Genomic DNA, 15,677 nt, shown 5'->3' with positions numbered 1-15,677 from the left:
GCTCGCGTGCCCGACCCTGTGAGGAGTAATCCGGATGGTGTTCAAGCGGCTTCTCGGCGCCCTGGGCGTCGGCGGACCCAGCGTCGACACAGTGCTGTCCACCCCGACCGTCTACCCCGGCGGCGCCGTGCACGGCCAGGTCAACCTGGTCGGCGGCGACCGCGACGCCGACATCAACGGCATCACGCTCCACCTGACCGCCCGGGTCGAGGTCGAGCACGAGGACAGCGAGAGCCACACCGTCAAGGAGTTCGCCCAGCTGGTCGTCTGCGGCCCGCTGCGGCTGGCCGCCGGGCAGCAGGTCGCCGTCCCGTTCGCCTTCCCCGTGCCGTGGGAGACGCCGCTGACCGCGATCGGGAGCCACCACCTGACGGGCATGGCGCTCGGGGTCCGCACCGATGTGGACATCGCGGGCCAGCTGGACCGCGGGGACAACGACCCGCTCACGGTGCAGCCGCTGCCGGTGCAGCAGCGGGTGCTGGAGGCGCTGGCGGCGCTCGGCTTCCACTTCCACCGGGCCGACCTCGAGGCCGGCCGGATCCACGGCACGGGCCAGACACTGCCGTTCTACCAGGAGATCGAGTACAAGGCTGCGCCGCAGTTCGCCCAGCGCTGCAACGAGATCGAGCTGTCCTTCGTCACCGACCCGCACCGGGTCGAGGTGGTGCTGGAGTTCGACAAGCGCGGCATGTTCCACGGCGGCGACTCGGTGCGTACGTTCCTGCTGGACCACGCGGCCGGGCAGCACGACCTCACCGGCACGGTGGACGGCTGGATCCGCGGCGTGCTGGGCCACTGACCGACCGCGCACCGGCGTGAACACCCGGCGGCGGGCCGCCGGGTGTTCACGCCTCGGCCCTCTCGACGAACCAAGGGCTGGAGCCAGGGGTCAAACCCGGCGGTCGGGCCCGCCGGAGGACCCTCACCCGCCGGAGGGGCCCTCACCCCGGACCGACCGGGCCGCTGCCACGGCCTGAGTCCGGGCCTCCTGGGCGGCCCTGGCCGCGAGCGGGTTGACGTCGGCACGGCCCGGCGGGCGGGTCGTCGCTCAATGATTGTCAGGTTCTCGACATGGGAAGGGGGCAAGCCACAGACCGCCGACCGGGAGGACCCTCCGTGCACCGCACCGCCGCCAGAACCGCCACCGCCCTGCTCGCCGCCGTACTCGCCGGGACGGCGCTGGGGGCCGCGCCGGCCTGGGGCCGCCCCGCAGACGGGGCGCCGACGACGCGCCAGGTGGAGGTGTTCGCCGAGGACGGCGGCATCTCCCGCGCCCAGGCTCCGGCCGCCTCCCCGTACCTCGCCGACCGCCCCCAGGGCGTGGCGCCGGTGCGGGGCGACGGCGACGTGACGGCGCTGGTGCGCAACGGCGAGCCGGCCACCAAGCTGGACGTGGTGGTGATCGGCGACGGGTACACCGCGCAGGAGCAGGAGAAGTTCCGCACGGACGCGACCCAGAAGTGGCAGGAGCTGACGTCCGTCGAGCCCTACGCCGCCTACCGGGGGCTGTTCAACGTCTGGGCGGTGTCCGCCGTCTCCCCCGAGTCCGGGGTGACCGGGGATCCGGACCAGGCGACGGTGCGGCACACCGCGCTGGGCTCGTACTTCTGGTGCGACGGCGTGGAGCGGCTGCTCTGCGTGGACGAGAAGGCCGTGGAGTCGTACGCGGCGAAGGCCCCGCAGGCGGACCTGGTGCTCGTGGTGGCCAACACAGCGAAGTACGGCGGCGCCGGCTACAACGACGTCAAGTCCCCGGTCGGCTACGAGGGCATCGCCACCGTGGCCGGCGGCAACGCGAAGTCCGGGCAGATCGCGGTGCACGAGATCGGGCACTCGCTGGGCAAGCTGGCCGACGAGTACGTGTACGAGGGCCAGGGCACGTACCACGGCGACGAGCCCGCCGAGGCAAACATCAGCACCCTGACCGCCGACCGGATGCGCCGGCAGGGCACCAAGTGGTCGCGCTGGCTGGGCCAGGCCTCGCCGGACGGCGGCACGGTCGGCACCTACGAGGGCGGCGGCTACTACCCCACCGGGCTCTACCGGCCGACCGAGAACTCGATCATGCGCTCGCTCGGACGCGAGTTCAACCTGCCCGGGCGGGAGGCGATGATCGCCGGCTTCTACCGCCACGCCACGCCGCTCACCAGCCCCACCGCCGAGGGAAGTTGGCTCACCGCCACGGACCGCCTCACCGTCGACCTGCCGGTCGCCGGCACCCGGCTGCGCTGGTACCTGGACGGGCGGGAGCTGCCCCGGCTGGCCGACCGCACCGCGCTGGACCTGGCCGAACTCAAGCTGACCGGGCCACGCTCGCGCCCGCACCTGCTCACCGCCGTCGCCACCGACCCGACCCCGGCCGTCGCGGACCCGGCGCTGCGCACGAGGCTGACCGCGAGCCTGTCCTGGCTGGTGACGCGGTAGGGCGCGGAGGGGGCCCGGGCCTCGGCCGCGAGGTGGCCCCAACCTCCTCGCGGCCGTCGGTACACACCTAAGGAGAACGCACGCCGGCCCCGTCCTCGCCGTCCTCGCCGTCCGCCGTGCCACCGCGGCCCGTCCTGGCGGCGAGCCGGGCGGCCCACTCCCGTTCGGCGAGGGCGAGGCCGCGCTCCAACGTCTCCAGGAGCACTGCCCGGCTCACCGGCACCACCGTCGGCTCATGCCCGGAATCGGCGCCCGGGGCGGCACCGTCGCCATCACGTATCCGACAGGCGAGGTGCACCCGGTCGCCGTCGGGGAACGCGAAGGCCGTCACCTGGTCGGTGCACTCCCCCCATTCCAGGAACGCGTACCGCGCGAACGCCTCCTCGGCCTCCGCCGCGGCCCCTGTCCCCGTCCCCGTACCGGCGTCGTCGTACATCCAGCTCTCGACCATCAGGAAGTACTCGGACGGCGAGGTGAACCCCACCGGCGGCGCGGTCGGCGGGCGGAGGCGACCGAGCTCGTCCTTGAGCTTCTTGACCAGCAGCGGCGGGTAGAACGCGTTGTCCCACGGGTTCACCTGGAGCCCGCCGACGAAGACGTCGACGCACAGCAGCCCCGGGTCCCGTTCGGTGTGGAACTCCAAGCCGAATCCGCTCCGTGACCCGACCAACACAACGGCCTCCCCACCCCCGGCGCGACAACCCGTCACGGCCCCACCCTACTGAGCCGCTCCCGGCTCACGGCCAGGACCGCGGCAGCGGACGTACGGCCGTCGCCGTTGGAGCGGGCGCGACCCTCACCGGGGGAAGCAGGGCCCGGCCGACGCCAGGGGCGTAGGGGTCAGTCCTCGCCGCCGTCGAGCAGGGCGAGCCGGGCCGTCGCGTCGTCGGTGAAGCGGGCGAGGAGGCGGAGGAGGTCGTCGCGGTCCTGGGCGGGCCAGTCGGCGAGGGTGTCGCCGAACCAGCCGAGCAGGAAGGCGAGATAGCGGTTGGCGGCCTCGGCGCCGGCCTCGGTGGGTTCGATGAGGCGGGCGCGGGCGTCGTGCGGGTCGGGGATGCGGCGGACGAGGTCGCGCTTCTCCAGGGCCTGGACCTGGCGGGTGATGTGCGGACCCACGACCTGCATGCGGTCCGCGATCTCGCCGATCCGCAGGGGCTTTCCGGCGGTGCGCAGGGTGACGAGCACACCCACCGCGGGCCGGTCACGCCCCAGGCCCGCCGCCTCCGTCGCGCGTTCGACCAGGCGGCCCCGGGTCATGGCGGCGCCGAGCCGGGAGATCCGGGTCAGCGCGGCGAGCAGATCGGGGCGCGGCTCCCTCGGTTCGCGGGCCTCGGTGGACTCGGCGGACATGAGTGCCTCCATTTGCATACCTAAGTTAGGTATCTGTACGGTGTGGGGGTGGGCCGCCGCCCCCGGGGGTGGCGTGCGGCCTCCATAAAGATACCTGAGGTACGCATCTCTGCTCGTCCGCTGCGTATCCGTGTCCCACCGACGTGCCGGCGGGAGAGCCCGCCGGGAAAGTGAGAGGCCATGAACACCGTGTCACGCCCCGCCCGTCGAGTCCTGGTCTCCGGAGCGAGCATCGCGGGCCCCGCGCTCGCGTACTGGCTCGACCGGTACGGCTTCGAGGTGACCGTGGTCGAGAAGGCCGCCGCCGTGCGCGGGGGCGGCTACGCCGTCGACATCCGCGGTACCGCCCGCGAGGTCGTGGAGCGCATGGGGCTGCTGCCGCGCCTGCGCGCCGCCCACGTCGACAGCCGGCGGATCACCTTCGTCGACCCCGCCGGACGGACCGTCGGCTCGCTGCGCCCGGAGCAGCTGACCGGCAGCGAGGCCGGTCTCGACCTGGAGGTCCGGCGCGGCGATCTGGCCGACGCCCTCCAGGAGGCGCTGGGCGACCGGGTCGAGTTCCTCTTCGGCGACTCGATCGCCGCGCTGGACGACGACGGGGACGCCGTCCACGTGGTGTTCGACAGCGGCGTCCGCCGCGACTTCGACCTGGTGGTCGGCGCGGACGGGCTGCACTCGAACACCCGTCGGCTGGTGCTCGGCCCCGAGGAGAGGTTCCACCGCTACCTCGGGCACGTCTTCGCCGGCTTCACCCTCCCGAACGAGTTCGGCCTCTCCCACGAGGGCGTGATCTGGAACGACGTCGGGCGCGGCGCGGTCCTCTACGCGCACGAGCCCGCCGACCGGGTGCACGGCTTCCTCACCTTCACCCGCGACGTCCCGCCCTTCGAGTCCTTCCGCGATCCGCGGGCCCAGCGCGAGCTGGTCGCCGCGCACTTCCCGGAGCGGGTCTGGCACCTGCCCCGCCTGGTGGCGGCGATGCGGGACGCCGACGACCTCTTCTTCGACATCGTCAGCCAGATCCAGCTGCCGGGCTGGTCGCGCGGGCGGGTGGTCCTCGCGGGCGACGCCGCGCACGCCACCTCGTTCCTGTCCGGCCAGGGGTCGAGCGTCGCCCTGGTCGGCGCGTACGTCCTGGCCGGCGAGCTGGCCGCGCACGCCGACCACACCGCCGCCTTCGCGGCCTACGAGCGCCGGATGCGTCCCTTCGCGGAACGCAACCAGGCGCTGGCCACCGGCGGCGGCACGGTGGTGACACCGACGACCCGCGAACAACTGGAGGCCCGCAACGCCCTGTTGCGCGACCCGGCGGCCGTCGCCGAGGAGCTGGCGACGGCGGGCGCGCAGGCGGGCCGGGCCGCGCACTCGGACCTGCTGCTGCCGGACTACGCCCCGGGCCGGTGACGCCCGCGCACTGACCGCCCGGCACCGACCGCCCGGGCAGGACCGGCCCGGCACCGACCGCCCGGGCACGGTGACGCCCGGGCGGTCGGTGCCGGTGGGACGACAGGTGCCGCTACGGCAGCGGGATGCGCACCACCTGCGGGTCGTGGTCGCTGAGCTGAGTGCGGAACTCGCTGTTGATGTGCACGATGTCGTAGCCGTACGCCGTGGCGGCCAGCGAGCCGGAGATCAGGATGTGGTCCAGCACCTGCGAGTTGCCCTCGTACACGTAGGTGTAGCGCTCGGCCGGCGGCAGGGTGCGCGGCAGGTCGGTGAGCGAACCGCCGGCGGTGAGGATGTCGGTGGTCCCGGAGAACTCGAAGTCGTTGAGGTCGCCGAGCACGATGACCGACGCGTTCGGGTCCACGGCCAGGATCTGGTCGGTGAAGCCCTTCACCACGGCGGCCTGGTCGTGGCGCTGGCTCTCCGAGGGGTGTGCCGGCGGCTGGTAGCGGCCGAAGAGGGGCTGGTCGCCGCCCTTGGAGTTGAAGTGGTTGGCGATCACGAAGACCGGCTTGCCGTTCCAGCGGAACTCACCGGCGAGCGGCTTGCGGCTGGAGTTGAACGCCGCGTTGGCCGGGTCGATCCGCCCGGGCGAGTAGGCCAGCTGCGGCGTGCCGCCCGCGTTCACCACGGAGTCGGCGGTGGTCGGTCCGGCGCCGGGGCGGTCGGTGAAGGAGAGGCCGCGGTCGGTGCGGAACAGGAAGACCTGGCGGATGTTGCCGCCGGGCTGCCCGCCGTCCTGGCCGTCCACCGGGTCGACCTCCCGATAGGAGTAGGAAGGGCCGCCGGCCGCGGTGATGGCCGCGGTGAGCTTGGCCAGGGTCTGGGTCGCGCTCACGGTGCCGTCGCTGGTGGCACCGCTGTTGTCCTGGATCTCCTCCAGGGCGACCAGGTCGGGCGAGCGCAGGTTGGTGACGATGCCCGCCGCGAGGCCGTCGAACTTGCTCTGCGGGTCGGACGGGGCGAGGTTCTCCACGTTGAACGTGGCCACGGCGAGCTGGCCGGCCGTCGGCGCGGCGGTGACCTCGGGGGCGGTGCCGCCGGGGGTGACCGTCGGGGTCGCCGTGACCTGGAGGGTGAAGTTGCCGAAGGCGTAGTCGAGCACGCCGACGGTGGCGCCGGTCAGGGTGTCGCCGACGTTCGCGGTCGGGGTGGGCGCGAGCGCCTTCCCGAGGACGACCCGCTCCGGGTTGCCGTCGTTCGGTTGCAGCAGGATGCCGCCCCGGTTGGTGCGGGTGCCGCTGCCCTGCGGGACGACGGGGACCTCGCCGAACTTGTTGGTCGGGCCGACCACGGCCGCGTTGTCGAGCTCGACCCGCGTGCCCTCCAGGGACTCCCAGAAGTCCAGGCCGTCGGTGGCGGGCTGGAAGTTCCCCGCGGTCTCGACGTCGCCGGAGGTGACGCCGGAGATGACCGCGGACGGGGGTATCCGCCCGCCCTGGCCGACCACGGTGGCGGCGGGCAGCGGCGTGTTGTGGGCGACCACCGTGACGGTGGGCGCGGTCAGTTCGGTGATCGACAGGTTGGTGGTGCCGCCGGTGCCGCCCGGGCGGTACTGGCTGACGGTGGCACCGACCGTGACCGAGTCGCCGACCGCGACCGAGGGCGCGCCGGCGGTGTAGACGTAGACGCCCTCGCTGGTGCCGGGGTCGTTGTCGGGCTGCGGGTCCTGGAACCAGAAGCCGTTGGGGCCGACGGCCGTCACCACGCCGGGCACCGCGCTGACCGCACTGCCGGCCAGCGGAGAGGTGCGGGCGGCGCCCTGGATGTCGTGGATCCGGGTGCCGCCGGTGTTGCCGCCCCCGCCGGTGGAGGAGTTGCGCGGCGCGGGCGCGCCGATCGCGAAGTCCGCCGCGTTGTCGTCGGTGTCGGTGGTGCCGCCGCCCTTGCGCAGGGCCGCCGTGGTGTTCGACAGGTTGCCGGTCGGCGAGCCCTCGGCGGAGCCGGCGCTGCTGCCGTAGCCGACGAAGTCCTTCACCCCGGGCTGGCTCGCGCAGCCCGAGGCGCAGGTCAGCGCCGTGCCGTTGGTGACGAGGGCGACCTTGCCGGACGTCGCGGACAAGGCGATCGTGCCGGTCGCGTCCGGCGTCGGCAGCGCGGCGCCCGCCCCGGCCCCGGCGGCCTCCTGGACCAGGAGGTAGTGGCCGGGCGCGATCGTCCCGGAGAGGGTGGTCCGCGACCAGCTGGAGCCGCCGGCCGACGCGTACTGCACCGTCCAGCCGGTGACGGACACCGGGGTGGTGCCGCGATTGTACAGCTCGACGAAGTCGTTGGCGTACGGGGCACCGGAGTTGCCGCCACCGCCGTACACCTGGCTGATCACGATGTCGGGCGATGCCGCCTGCGCCACGCCGCCGGGCAGCGCCACCAGCGCCGCCACCACGACCGCGGCGGAGGCCACCGCCGGGATTCGGCGCCGAACTCGCGGCGTTCTCCGGGTGGTCCGGGGATTCGAGGTGCTCCCGGGATTCGAGGTGCTCGGCATGAGGCTGACTCCTGACCACCGTCCGGGCTCGTGGCCCGGCGGTGTGACCACGGATGGGAAAGGTCGGGCGCTGCGGTTCTAGCAGCGCCACCAGATCCCTACCGGTCGTGGCGGGCAACGGCCAGACGTACGGCGGAAGAACGTTTCCGCGCGCGACAAGTGGGATGCCGCCCTCCGGACCGCTGGGCCCGACTTCCACGCCCGCAGAGCTGCTGACCCGACCGGAACCGCACCGGTCCGGGTCCGGCAGCTCCCCCGCCACCGGACCCGGGCCGGTGGACGCCTCCCGCCGGGCTCAGCCCGGACGGTGCCGCGTCGGCACCGTCCGGGGCGGGCGACGGCGCAGCGGCGCCAGCTCGCGTTCCAGGGCTCGCACGTCCAGCGCTATCCGGGACGCGATCTCGCGCGGCCCGGTGCCGACGGGCACCCGGCGCGACCAGGAGCGGGGCTTGGCCGGGCCGTCCTGGACCATGTGGAAGTTGAGCCTCACCGTGTCGGCGACGTCGACCAGGCTCACCAGGATCCTGGTGTCCGCGAGGTCGATGCTGACTTCGTTCCCGACGCACGAGCAGGCCACCAGGCCCTCGATGTCCTCCTCCGCCAGGTACCTGGCCAGGGGTACCGCCTTCCCCCGGACCAGAAACGGACGTTCCGCAGTCACCGGACCGCCTCCTCCCCAGCAGCTGTACGGCGCCTCGGCCGCGGCGCAGGCGCACCGCAACGGACCGGGCCCGGCCTATGCTCCACCACATCCGGTCGGATCGCCAACTCGCTGTCTCACCACGCGAATTGAGTGAACGCACCGACCCGGCGCACCGGCGCACGCCTCGGCGCACTCCGCCTGCCCGCCGGGCCGCCGGACGCCCCGCACCGCACCTGCCCGCCGGGCGGCCGGACGTCCCACCGCGCACCGGGTCGCGGGCGATCGGTTACCGCGCGGCCGGCAGCCGGCCTCCGATCGGCCAGCGCGGACCGTCCTGCGGATCGCCCTGCCACGCCCACTGGGCATCAGGGGTGACGGTGACGCCGTAGTCGTACGGGCCCGGGCGGCCCAGACCGTCCCACTGGGCCCAGGCGAGCATCAGCTCGTCGCCGAGCCGGCGTGGCCCGCCCTGCCGCAGCACCGGTCGCCCGTCCGCTCCCGGGCCGACCTCGGCCCACGAGCGGTCGCCGTCGTGGACCAGGACGACCGGTCCGTCCGCGCCCTGCTCGGTGGAGAGCACGGCGTCCGGGGCGGCGACGCGCAGCGCGAACCGCAGGTTCCAGTCCTCCAGCGCGGCCGGGTCGCGGTCGAGGACCCTGCTGGTCTCGGGCTCGGCGTCGCCGCGGACCGCGGCGTAGGCCGGGCGCCCGGCGCCCGCCTGCGCCGGACCGGTGCGGTCGCCCATGAACTGCGCCAGGCCGTGCACCCAGCCGTGCGCGACGCAACCGCCGTCGCCGACGGTGAGCGCGACGTACCCCAGCCGTCCCCAGGGGTAGACGATCCGCCCGCCCGGCCGCACCGCCGCCACCCATGACCACGGCACCGCCTCGACCGCGTAGGTCGCGTGCAGCCGGTCGACCCGGCCGCCGCCCGGCGGTCCGCCGGCGGTACCGTCACCGACCACCACCTCGACGTCGAGCCCGGCGGCCGCGAGCCGGCCGCGGGCGAAGGCGGCCAGCCGCTCATCGACCTCGGTGGAGACGACCAGGCCCGGTCCGGCCCGCCACGCGGCCAGGGCCGCCGTCCAGCCCTGCCCGGTGCCGACGTCCCACACCCGGTGCCCCGGCTCCAGCCTCAGGCTGTCCAGCATGTCCGCCACCACGGACGGCGCGGACAGCGACGACGACGGCAGGCCACCGGAGAGCTGGGTGACGGCCGGCGCGTGAGGGCCGGCGTACAGCTCGGCCAGCCACCCGTCCGGGTCGCCCGACGAGTCCACCGGCACGTAGGCCCAGCCGTCCCACCGCCACAGCCGGCCCGGTGCGAACCGCTCGCGCGGCAGCGCGGTGAAGGCCTCCCGCAGCCACGGCGAATCCTCCGGCCACGCCCCGGCCCGCTCCATCTCCGCATCCAGGGCCGGCCGGCCACCGGGCCCCGCGTCGTCGCCCACGGTCACTTCTTCTTGTGCTTGCCGTTGCTCGGCGGCGGCGTGGTCACCTTGCCGTCGGCGTTGCCCGGCGGCGGCGTCCCCTGGCCGGGGTCCTTCGCCGGCTTCGAGTGCTCTCCCACGCTGCCTCCTCCTGCAGACCACGGACACGACCAGCTGACCATCCTGGCGCACCCCCACCCGGGGCGCTAAGGCGCGCGGGGGCAGCCGGGGCGCGGACAGTGTCGGCGCACGCCGGTTCCGGTGACCCAGCGGGGAGAACGACACATCGGAGATCGTCGGATGCCCGCGCCCGGAAAGGGCCGGAAGGGCAGTGCGCGGAGCGGCGGAGGAAGCGGTCCCGAGAGCTCGGTTCATGACACCCGAACCACCGGGTCAGGCGGGGCGGCCGGGATCAATCGAATTCCTGAACGCAGAAATCTGAATGATCATCAGACTTGTTGCTCATTAGGGAGATTGTCCGTGCACGTGCTCCCGATCCATGGATAGCATCTGAATTCCATTCTGTTCGAGCGCTAATCGCCTGGGAGGGGCGGCGCCGGGCAGACCGACAGGAGACTTCATGCGCGTGTCCAAGCACGTCCACCCCGTCAGCAACCGCCCGACCGCGGCCGACGTCGCCCTGCCACCGGCGCTGCCCTATCCCGACGGCTGGTCCGCACTCGCCTTCTCCGCCGAGCTCAAGCCCGGCACCGTCCTCACCCGCCAGCTCGCGGGCGAGGACGTCGTGCTGTACCGGCTGCGCAACGGCCGCCTGCGCGCGATCCGCCCGTACTGCCCGCACCTGGGCGCCCACCTCGGCCTGGCCGCGGTCGAGGGCGACGACCTGGTCTGCCCCTTCCACCGGTTCGCCTTCGACGCCGAGGGCCGCTGCGTGCGCACCGGGTACGGCACCACCCCGCCCAAGGCCGCGCTCACCCAGTTGCCGGTGCGCGAGGTGAACGAGGCTGTCTTCGTCTGGCGCCACCACGACGGCCGGGAGCCGGACTGGGAGATCCCCGCCTGGCACCGGCTCGGGGACGGTCGGCAGCCGCTGCGGTACGCCTCCTTCGAGATGCCCGGCTACGCCCAGGACGTCATGGAGAACTCCTTCGACCTGGGCCACTTCGTCACCCTGCACGGCTGGCCGCAGGGCGAGTTGGCGGCGCCGGTCGAGTTCGACGGCACCAGCTTCCACATCTCGATGCTCGTCCGGGAGACCTTCCCGCTGCTCGGGATGCGCGAGGTCCACGTCGACGTGGACGGGTACGGCCTCACCGCGTTGCACACCGACGTGCACACGCCCTCGCTCGGTCTGGAGATCTGCTCACTGGTCATGGCCACCCAGGTCGCCCCCGGCCGGATGCAGCTGCGGCAGGCCAGCCGCTTCGTGATGTCGGAGCCGTCCGGGCTGCCGCCGACCGTCGCCCGGGTGGTCAGCCGGACGGTCACCCGGCTGCTGTCCGGCCCGATGTTCAAGCGCAATCTCGAGTTCACCTCGGCGGACTTCCCGATCTGGTCCACCAAGCGGTACGTGTCGCCGCCCCGGCTCGCCCCGGGTGACGGGCCGATCGGCGCGATGCGGCACTGGGCCCGGCAGTTCTACCCGCCGGACCACCAGGCGAACCTGCCGGCGCCGGCCGCGCTCGCCGACCGGAACGGCCACGGCCCAGGCGGGCACGGCTCGGCCGGGAACGGCACGGACGGAAGCGGCGCGGGCGGAAGCGGTGCGGAGGGGCACGGCGCAGCCGTCGGCGAGACCACCGCGGGCCCGGCCCGGACGGAGGCGTCCGGCAAGGCGTCCAGTGGAGCCTCCCGGAGCTGAGCCGCCCTCGTCCTCCCCGCCGCCCCCACCTCCTGATCCGTGCCACCGGCCCGAACCGGAACCGAGCGTCCCGGCGGTACCGTCTGGCGTGGAGGACGGACGGGCGCGGCGAGGGGAGAGTCGGCGTGGAGGCGTTGGGGGACGGGGATCCGCGGCAGGTGGGCGAGTACCGCCTGCTGCGGAGACTCGGCGCGGGCGGGATGGGCCGGGTCTACCTGGGCCGCACGGCGGGCGGCCGCACGGTGGCGGTCAAGCTGGTGCACCAACAGTACGCGGCGGACCGGGAGTTCCGGGTGCGGTTCCGCAACGAGGTGGCCGCCGCCCGGCGGGTCGGCGGCCGGTGGACGGCCCCGGTGCTGGACGCGGACACCGAGGGCGCCCAGCCCTGGGTGGCCACCGGGTACGTCGCCGGGCCCTCGCTGGGCACCGCCGTACGGGACTTCGGCCCGCTGCCCGTCGCCGCCGTCCGGTCGCTCGGGGTGGGGCTCGCCGAGGCGCTGGAGGCCGTGCACGCCCAAGGGCTGGTGCACCGGGACGTCAAGCCCTCCAACGTGCTGCTGGCGCTGGACGGTCCGCGCCTGATCGACTTCGGGATCACCCGGGCGCTGGACGCGGCGACCGCGCTGACCCGGTCCGGCTTCGTGGTCGGCTCCCCCGGTTACCTCTCCCCCGAGCAGGCCGAGGGCCGCAACGCCGGGCCCGCCTCGGACGTCTTCTCGCTGGGCGCCGTGCTCGCCCACTCCGCCACCGGCACCGCGCCGTTCGGCTCGGGGGTGAGCGCGGCGGTACTGCTCTACCGGGTGATCCACGACGAGCCCGAACTCGACATCGCCGACCGGGAGTTGCGCACCCTGGTGGCGGACTGCCTGGCCAAGGACCCGGCCCGCCGCCCCACCCCGGCGCAGCTGCGCGAGCGGCTGGCGGCCACCGACCCGACGGCGGGCGAGCGGCTGGGGCGCCGGGACTGGCTGCCGCCCGCGATCGCCGCCGCACTGGCCTCGCTCGCCGTCGAGCTGCTGGACCTGGACGGCGACTCCACCGTCCAACCTGTCGGCCCCGCCGGGAAGTTCGGCCCGGCGGAGCCGTGGCCCGACGGCCCGCCGAGCTCGCCCACGCCGAACCCACCCGCGCCGACCCCGCCCACGCCGAACCCGGCCACGCCGACGCCGTACTCGCCGACACAGCCCCCGCCCTACCACCCCCCGTACCCGTACGCGCCCCGGCCCGCCCGCCGCCGACCCGGCCCCGGCGCGCTGCTGGTCGCCGCCGTCCTCACGCTCGCCCTGGCGGGCACCTCGGTGTTCCTGGCCATGCGCGACAAGGGCACCGGCACCCCGACCACGGGCGACGGGAGCACCTCACCCCCGCCCGTCGCCACCTCCGGCACCCCGACGCCGGACGGCGAGATCCCGGCCGCCTTCCTCGGCTCCTGGCAGGGCACCCTGGGCAGCCCGCAGACCCTGGTCCAGCCGGACTTCGCGATCACCATCACCCAGGGCCGGGCCGGCGATCCGGTCGCCCAGATCCACAACAACGAGGGCGCCGGCACCCGTTACTGCGACGCGACCGCCAACCTCGTCCAGGTCACGGCGGACCGGGTGGTCCTGCGCACCGCGCCGATGAACGCGCTCAGCGGCTGCGCCGCCGTTCCGTACGACCAGGTGTACACCCGCAATCCGGACGGCAGCCTGCACCTGCTGGTCGGCGGATTCTCGGGCGACCTGCGGAAGAAGTAGCTGCGCGACCGGTCGGCGGGTTCCTCCAGCAGCCCAAGGGCCCCCTCGTCGTGGGTGACGACGACGTGACGGCGGTGATCCGGTCGGGAGGACCTGGTGCGCCGAGTGGCGGCGTCGGGAGGGTCGTCCAGGCGCCGAGGGTGTCGGCGTCGCTAGGGTGGCTGCTGTGGCCCACTTCGTCCTGATCCGCCGTACGCCGCTGCCGGCCGCCGAGTGCTGGGAGCGGCTGACGGCCTGGTCCCGGCACGGGGACCGGGTGCCGTTCACCCGGGTGTCGGTGGTGCGCGGCACCGGGCGGGCGGCGGGTGACGTCGTCCTGGCCCGGACGGGCCTGGGGCCGCTGCGCTTCGACGATCCGATGGAACTCACCGAGCTGGTCGCCCCCGCCCCCGGCCGGGACGGGCGGTGCCGGCTGGTCAAGCGCGGCCACCCGGTGCACGGCTGGGCCGAGCTGCGGGTCCGGGCGGTCGGCGGCGGCAGTGCGGCGGTCTGGACGGAGGAGCTGACGGTCGCCGGCCCGCCCCGGCCCATCGGCCCGCTGCTCGATCCCGTCCTCGCCCGGGCGGGGCGCCTGGTCTTCGGCCGGGTGCTGGACCACCTGCTGGAGTCGTAGCCCGTCGCACCGGGCACCCGCGAGGCCGGGGCGACGGAAGGGCGGCGGTCCGGACGGAGGGGCTGGCGGTCGCCGGCCCGCCCCGGGCGGTCGGCCCGCTGCTCGATCCCGTCCTCCCCAGGAGAACGCCGGAGCGCCGTCCGGTCAGTCGTCGCCCGGGTCGCCGTAGTGCCGGCGCCACTCGCGGGCGCGGGCGTTGTGCCACTCCACGCCCTCCACCGCCTGCTGCTCGGAGAGGCCGGTCAGACGGGCCACCACGCTCAGCGGGACGGGGTCCTCGTAGTCGGCGAGGGCCCGGCAGACCTTCCCCGCCCACTGTTCCTCGGGGACGAAGGGGCGGTGGCGGTAGTCCGCGATCAGGGCGGCCAGGTGGTCCGCGCAGCAGGCCACCACGAGCCGCTTGCCGTCCAGCGCGGACTGGGTGGAGTGCAGGGCCGAGGAGTCCGGCACCAGGGCACCGAGCAGCTCCGCGGTGGCGACGGCCCGCCCGCAGTGGTCGCAGAGGTCGAGTGCTTCCGTGTCGTCGGCGGCGGAATCGTCCGCCGCGGGTCCGATGTCCTCCATGCCGCACGCCTACCCCGCGACGTCGGCGCAAACCCGGGCCGGATCAGGGGCATGCCAGGGGCGTGTCAGGGCGTGTCGGCGGCGGACCCGGGCCTCCGGCGAGCGCCCCGGGGACCCAGCCCGGCCGGAGGGGAGTTTGGCGGCGCCCGTCCCGGAAAGCCGCTCCGGGTAAGGCTCGTCGACGGAACCGAGGCTGCCATGACCGAGTTCGGCTACTTCCTGTCCTGCGAGGAGTTCACCCCCGCCCAGCTGGTCGAGCAGGCCCGGCTGGCGGAGCGGGCCGGTTTCACCCGGCTGGCGATCTCCGACCACTACCATCCGTGGAACGACGCCCAGGGCAACAGCCCGTTCGTCTGGGGCGTGATCGGCGCGCTGTCGCAGGTCGTCCGGCTGCCGGTGACCACCCTGGTCACCTGCCCGACCGTCCGGCTGCACCCCGCCGTGACGGCGCAGGCGGCGGCCACCGCGGACGTGCAGTTGGCGGGCGGGTTCCGGCTGGGGGTCGGCACCGGCGAGGCGCTCAACGAGCACGTGCTGGGCGACCGCTGGCCGCCGTTCGCGGTGCGGGCGGACATGCTGGAGGAGGCCGTCGAGGTGATGCGGAAGCTGTTCACCGGTGACCTGGTGTCCCACCGCGGCACCCACTACACGGTGGAGAACGCCCGGCTCTACACGCCCCCGAAGGGGGCCCGGCTGCCGGTGTACGTCTCGGCCTTCGGCCCCAGGGCGGCCGAGCGGGCGGCGGAGTTCGCGGACGGCCTGGTCACCATGAGCCCGGACACCGAGCTGGTCGGCCGCTACCGGGCGGCGGGCGGCACCGGCCCGGTGATCGGCGGGGCGAAAGTGTGCTGGTCCGAGGACCGCGAGCGGGCGGTCAAGACCGTCCACCGGCTGTGGCCGAGCGAGCTGCTGCCCGGCGAACTCCCCCAGGTGCTGCCCACGCCCCGCCACTTCGAGCAGGCCACCGAGCTGGTGACCGAGGAGATGGTGGCCCGGTCGGTGGTCTGCGGCGACGATCCGCAGGCGCACGCCGATCAGCTGCGCGCCTACGTCGGCGCCGGCTTCGACGAGGTGTACGTGGGGCAGATCGGCCAGGAGCAGGAGGGGTTCTTCGACTTCTACCGCGAGCAGATCCTGCCGCAGGTCGCCTGAGCGCCGGGGTCGC

The 15,677-nt window shown here is 74.4% G+C and carries 13 protein-coding genes; 7 read left to right on the top strand and 6 right to left on the bottom strand.

The genetic code is table 11. The annotated features are described in order from the left end of the window. The first annotated feature begins 34 nt into the window (after positions 1 to 34). Together ACFY0X_RS19065 and ACFY0X_RS19060 are read left to right on the top strand one after the other, a co-directional pair. Positions 35 to 799, top strand: a complete 765-nt coding sequence (locus tag ACFY0X_RS19065) for a sporulation protein (RefSeq protein ID WP_387756048.1) — start codon at positions 35 to 37, stop codon at positions 797 to 799. A gap of 317 nt (positions 800 to 1,116) precedes the next feature. Further along, complete coding sequence (locus ACFY0X_RS19060; protein WP_387756046.1) at positions 1,117 to 2,424, top strand: M64 family metallopeptidase; 1,308 nt, start codon at positions 1,117 to 1,119, stop codon at positions 2,422 to 2,424. A 67-nt stretch (positions 2,425 to 2,491) separates the two neighbouring features. Here the strand turns inward: ACFY0X_RS19060 and ACFY0X_RS19055 are convergent, their stop codons facing one another. After that, positions 2,492 to 3,067, bottom strand: coding sequence for a hypothetical protein (locus tag ACFY0X_RS19055; protein ID WP_387756044.1), 576 nt, complete (start codon positions 3,065 to 3,067; stop codon positions 2,492 to 2,494). 197 nt (positions 3,068 to 3,264) lie between these two features. Next, positions 3,265 to 3,774: a MarR family winged helix-turn-helix transcriptional regulator gene (locus tag ACFY0X_RS19050; protein ID WP_387756042.1), complete on the bottom strand. Its 510-nt coding sequence runs from the start codon at positions 3,772 to 3,774 to the stop codon at positions 3,265 to 3,267. A 180-nt stretch (positions 3,775 to 3,954) separates the two neighbouring features. On the opposite strand from ACFY0X_RS19050, the gene ACFY0X_RS19045 reads away from it, so the two are divergent. Beyond that, positions 3,955 to 5,178, top strand: a complete 1,224-nt coding sequence (locus ACFY0X_RS19045) for an FAD-dependent monooxygenase (RefSeq protein ID WP_387756040.1) — start codon at positions 3,955 to 3,957, stop codon at positions 5,176 to 5,178. Positions 5,179 to 5,290: 112 nt separating this feature from the next. Here the strand turns inward: ACFY0X_RS19045 and ACFY0X_RS19040 are convergent, their stop codons facing one another. From ACFY0X_RS19040 to ACFY0X_RS19030, 3 genes are all read right to left on the bottom strand, one after another. Further along, positions 5,291 to 7,621 (bottom strand): lamin tail domain-containing protein, encoded by a 2,331-nt coding sequence (locus ACFY0X_RS19040; protein WP_387756038.1) that lies wholly within the window; start codon positions 7,619 to 7,621, stop codon positions 5,291 to 5,293. Between the two features lie 379 nt (positions 7,622 to 8,000). Continuing rightward, a complete protein-coding gene (locus ACFY0X_RS19035) occupies positions 8,001 to 8,366 on the bottom strand; it encodes a hypothetical protein (protein WP_387756036.1) in 366 nt (121 codons plus the stop codon). Positions 8,367 to 8,634: 268 nt separating this feature from the next. Next, positions 8,635 to 9,798: a methyltransferase domain-containing protein gene (locus ACFY0X_RS19030; protein WP_387756034.1), complete on the bottom strand. Its 1,164-nt coding sequence runs from the start codon at positions 9,796 to 9,798 to the stop codon at positions 8,635 to 8,637. A gap of 559 nt (positions 9,799 to 10,357) precedes the next feature. Here ACFY0X_RS19030 and ACFY0X_RS19025 point away from each other — a divergent pair. The 3 genes from ACFY0X_RS19025 (at position 10,358) to ACFY0X_RS19015 (ending at position 13,948) form a co-directional block, all read left to right on the top strand. Beyond that, positions 10,358 to 11,599 carry a Rieske 2Fe-2S domain-containing protein gene (locus ACFY0X_RS19025; RefSeq protein ID WP_387756032.1) on the top strand — a complete coding sequence of 414 codons (1,242 nt, stop codon included), beginning with the start codon at positions 10,358 to 10,360 and terminating at the stop codon, positions 11,597 to 11,599. A 158-nt stretch (positions 11,600 to 11,757) separates the two neighbouring features. Beyond that, positions 11,758 to 13,335: a serine/threonine-protein kinase gene (locus ACFY0X_RS19020; protein WP_387756030.1), complete on the top strand. Its 1,578-nt coding sequence runs from the start codon at positions 11,758 to 11,760 to the stop codon at positions 13,333 to 13,335. A gap of 166 nt (positions 13,336 to 13,501) precedes the next feature. Continuing rightward, positions 13,502 to 13,948 carry an SRPBCC family protein gene (locus tag ACFY0X_RS19015; RefSeq protein WP_387756028.1) on the top strand — a complete coding sequence of 149 codons (447 nt, stop codon included), beginning with the start codon at positions 13,502 to 13,504 and terminating at the stop codon, positions 13,946 to 13,948. Positions 13,949 to 14,092: 144 nt separating this feature from the next. Here the strand turns inward: ACFY0X_RS19015 and ACFY0X_RS19010 are convergent, their stop codons facing one another. Then, positions 14,093 to 14,512: a hypothetical protein gene (locus ACFY0X_RS19010; RefSeq protein WP_387756026.1), complete on the bottom strand. Its 420-nt coding sequence runs from the start codon at positions 14,510 to 14,512 to the stop codon at positions 14,093 to 14,095. Between the two features lie 198 nt (positions 14,513 to 14,710). On the opposite strand from ACFY0X_RS19010, the gene ACFY0X_RS19005 reads away from it, so the two are divergent. After that, positions 14,711 to 15,664, top strand: a complete 954-nt coding sequence (locus ACFY0X_RS19005; RefSeq protein WP_387756024.1) for a TIGR03557 family F420-dependent LLM class oxidoreductase — start codon at positions 14,711 to 14,713, stop codon at positions 15,662 to 15,664. Positions 15,665 to 15,677: the final 13 nt, after the last annotated feature.

It is taken from the genome of Kitasatospora sp. NPDC001547 (assembly GCF_042894165.1).
In the GTDB taxonomy this organism is placed as follows: Bacteria; Actinomycetota; Actinomycetes; order Streptomycetales; family Streptomycetaceae; genus Kitasatospora.
This window is presented reverse-complemented; position numbering and strand designations above follow the sequence as displayed.

Excerpts from the sequence above, each read along its gene's own strand:
- ACFY0X_RS19065 (WP_387756048.1), top strand. The coding sequence starts at position 35 with ATGGTGTTCAAGCGGCTTCTCGGCGCCCTGGGCGTCGGCGGACCCAGC.
- ACFY0X_RS19050 (WP_387756042.1), bottom strand. The coding sequence starts at position 3,774 with ATGTCCGCCGAGTCCACCGAGGCCCGCGAACCGAGGGAGCCGCGCCCC.
- ACFY0X_RS19045 (WP_387756040.1), top strand. The coding sequence starts at position 3,955 with ATGAACACCGTGTCACGCCCCGCCCGTCGAGTCCTGGTCTCCGGAGCG.
- ACFY0X_RS19025 (WP_387756032.1), top strand. The coding sequence starts at position 10,358 with ATGCGCGTGTCCAAGCACGTCCACCCCGTCAGCAACCGCCCGACCGCG.
- ACFY0X_RS19010 (WP_387756026.1), bottom strand. The coding sequence starts at position 14,512 with ATGGAGGACATCGGACCCGCGGCGGACGATTCCGCCGCCGACGACACG.
- ACFY0X_RS19005 (WP_387756024.1), top strand. The coding sequence starts at position 14,711 with ATGACCGAGTTCGGCTACTTCCTGTCCTGCGAGGAGTTCACCCCCGCC.